This window comes from Pseudoalteromonas sp. BSi20652 (assembly GCF_000239855.1).
Lineage (GTDB): Bacteria > Pseudomonadota > Gammaproteobacteria > Enterobacterales > Alteromonadaceae > Pseudoalteromonas.
The window spans coordinates 1-3,184 of the sequence record NZ_BADT01000149.1 but is presented as its reverse complement, the minus strand read 5'-3'; the positions used below and the strand labels follow the sequence as shown (position 1 = coordinate 3,184).

Annotated in this window: 2 protein-coding genes and 1 pseudogene; all 3 read left to right on the top strand. The window is 34.9% G+C overall.

Annotated features, from left to right (window positions below):
• Positions 1 to 622: 622 nt before the first annotated feature.
• Positions 623 to 832: pseudogene (locus P20652_RS06525) on the top strand (PLP-dependent transferase); the annotation flags it as partial.
• A 257-nt stretch (positions 833 to 1,089) separates the two neighbouring features.
• Positions 1,090 to 1,464, top strand: a complete 375-nt coding sequence (locus tag P20652_RS06530) for a BlaI/MecI/CopY family transcriptional regulator (RefSeq protein ID WP_008170039.1) — start codon at positions 1,090 to 1,092, stop codon at positions 1,462 to 1,464.
• A gap of 16 nt (positions 1,465 to 1,480) precedes the next feature.
• Positions 1,481 to 3,097 (top strand): M56 family metallopeptidase, encoded by a 1,617-nt coding sequence (locus tag P20652_RS06535; protein ID WP_008170038.1) that lies wholly within the window; start codon positions 1,481 to 1,483, stop codon positions 3,095 to 3,097.
• The last annotated feature ends 87 nt before the right edge of the window (positions 3,098 to 3,184 follow it).

The following is a 3,184-nucleotide window of genomic DNA, read 5'->3' as shown; positions in this document are numbered from 1 at the left end:
CTTTATCAGAGGACACTTTCCCTATTTTAGCGCGAAAACGTCCTTATTTTATGAACTTATATTAATAGCAAATAGTGTAAGCTATTGCCAGCTATAAATATTATAGTTTCTGTGGCTTATATAAACATGTAAAAAAGAGGAAAGTGTCCTCTTATTCTTACTAAGTTAATGACGACTCACCTGAATGACCGCTATTCGCTCTTAGCTGAACTTAGAAAGAATACTAGAAGCTTATGGCGTCTGCTCTTTTGTATGAATAACGTTACGCCAATAGTTTCAAGTTATAACTAAGAGAACCAACTACCTTTATTACTTAATACAGAATAAGTTATGAGAATAGAGATGACAGCTAAACCTAGCCCTACAAATATGTTATGAAATGATATGTATGTATGTAGCGCAAATTAATGTCACTCCACAACTCATTTTTATGACAATATTTTTGTTTGGTTTTAACTCGAACACTTTTGACATACTAATAACTCCTTTTATTACACTGCAGGTTTATTGAAGGATACTTTTGTTTTTACGCTGGAATATCCTTATTTTATGAGCTTCTATTAATAGCAAATTGTGTAAATTATTTTCAATTATAAATATTATGCCTGAGGTGGGTTATTAAATTGATGCGCTAAACATGATTTTACGCTTAGTTAATATTGGCGATGCCAAGTCGCTTGCGTGTCATCCTGCGCCAACCACACACCGCCAATTAAATGATGAAGAGCTTGCTAATGCGGGTGTAAGCCGCGATTTAATTCGTTTGTCAGTCAGTATTGAAAACATTGCAGACATAATTGCCGATGTAAGCCAAGCTCTCGATAAAGCATAGTTACCTCACTACCTTTCATAAAAACTTTAAAGCATAAAAAGCGTTAGTTGAAAATAAACTATCGTTTTTTATGTTTTTCTAAAATCAATTAATAAGTGTACCTCCTTATTTTATATACCTTTTTTATAAAAACTTCCTAAGAATTTTATATTTCTACCGTTTGTTTTTTAATCATATGACAATTTTGTATTGACACTAAGATTACTTACTACTACATTTGTAACAGTACAACTACAAGCGTAGTAATAGGAGCGACAATGAAACTTAGTGATTTTGAAATGGATATTATGCAGCTGCTCTGGCAGGAAGAACCCTGTACCGCGAGTCAACTACATAAAGTGCTTTTAGCTGATAAGCAAAAAGATAAAAAAGTAGCCTATACAACAGTTAAAACTATTGTAGATAGGTTAGAACACAAAGGAGCGATTGAGCGTTGTGGACATGAAGGGCGAGCTATTGTTTTTAGAACAATAGTGACTCAAGACACATTATCGGAGCAAGCTATGCCTAGTTTTATGCAACGATTTTTTAAAGGTAATTCTCGTAGTTTAATTGCCCACTTTATCAAAGAAGAAAAGCTAAATGATGAAGATATAGAATATTTACAAACGCTTTTAAAAATAAAAAGTTAGATTAAAGGAGAGGGTAATGACGGATTATTTACTAACTTGCACACTTATTAGCTTATGTATTTTGCTTACAGTAAAAGGACTAAAAAATGCCCCAGCACGATTAAACTTTTACATTTTAATGACTGCCTTGGCATGTTGGTTTGTCCCTTGGCAGTACTTTTCCCAGTTACCCTTATTTGAAGGGGAAAATCGTTACACATTCAACGTGGGGCAATTGATTCCCGATGTTAAAGCACTAATACCAAATGCTGAACAAGTAGCAACTAAGGACGAATTACAAAGCGATATGGGTATATGGGACTTATTGCCATCACTTAGTAATGTTTTTATGGTTTTAGTTTTAGCTGGTTTTGGATTGTTTTCATTACGCATGAGCCTATATGTAAAGCTTATAAAAAATTTATACATTAACTCAAAGCCAAGTCCTGAACTTAAACACATTAATAATCAGTATCCAATTAGACTAACAACCCATACAGAGCCTGCTTTTGCTTCCGGGTTAATAAAGCCTGTTATTTGGCTAGAGTCGACGATGGTAAATCGTGAAGAATTAAATTCAGTCATTCAACACGAGGTAACTCATTTACAACAAGGTGATATTTATTGGACGTGGCTTATTTGTTTTATAGAAAGCGTTTTTTGGTGGAATCCTATTTGCTTAAAGTTAACTGGTTTGGCAAAAGAGCAACTCGAACTTAGCTGTGATGAGTTGTGCATGCAAAAGCTAAAAGGTAAATACCAATTGGATTTAGCAAGTTTATTGCTAAAAAAGCAAAAAGTTACAAGCACAAACAACTTTTTTACCCCCCCACTTTTGAATATTGCTCATTCTAAGAGCTTTAATATTCAGAGGATCAAAATGTTAAACAAGGAAAAAACAATGAAAAGTAAATATTTGGTTATGGTTGCGGCGGCAATGTCTTTTAGTGCTTTAGCTGCAGCGCAAATTGTAGACGGTAGTTCAGATAACAAGCAGCCAAGTAATAATACGTCTCAGGCTCCTGTAAAAAGTGAAGCTTATAATCAACAACTTGCACAGCTTTTAAAAGGTGCTGCTGGGGCAAAAAGTGATAATCCTGAACTGTTAAACCAAGCTGCGCAAGGCATTCAAGATTGGCACTTGAATAGAGACAAACTTACTGGTTTTGAAGAAGCTGAAATCAAACTACAAAGCTTTAGACTGCTAAATCACGTTTACTCTAAACTTGAGCAATATGAAGACATACTGAGTGCTTACGAAAAATGGTACGAGCCGGGCAGTAACCCGCCTTACTTTTTAAGAAATTCACTAGCAACGGCGTATATACAGCTAGGGCGTTATGAGCTTGCTGTTGCAGAGCTTGAAGATTTATCTAAACAGCTTGAAGGGAAGCTACATGTTGGCTCTGCTGATACTTTAGCACTGGCGTACATTTACCTTGCTGATTACGATAAAGCGTTAAAAACTCTAGAGCAGGTTGATGCAAAAGACGATGTATACGGAAATATCCTTAAATATTATGTTTATGACAAACAAAATAATCGTAAAAAGATGGATGAAATTAAAAGTAAAATTCCAGAAGCATTTACAGTTACCCCTGCGTTATTACCACAAAGCGGCGTACCTGGTTCGCAGTTACTAAGACTACTATAAATACACACTGTAATGAGGCTCAGTTTTTGAGCCTCTATTTAACAATGAGTAACTACTTTAAATCTGCTCGTGGTGTTTCTAAAATCG

Coding starts and splice junctions, on each gene's coding strand:
- P20652_RS06530 (WP_008170039.1), top strand. CDS start 1,090: ATGAAACTTAGTGATTTTGAAATGGATATTATGCAGCTGCTCTGGCAG.
- P20652_RS06535 (WP_008170038.1), top strand. CDS start 1,481: ATGACGGATTATTTACTAACTTGCACACTTATTAGCTTATGTATTTTG.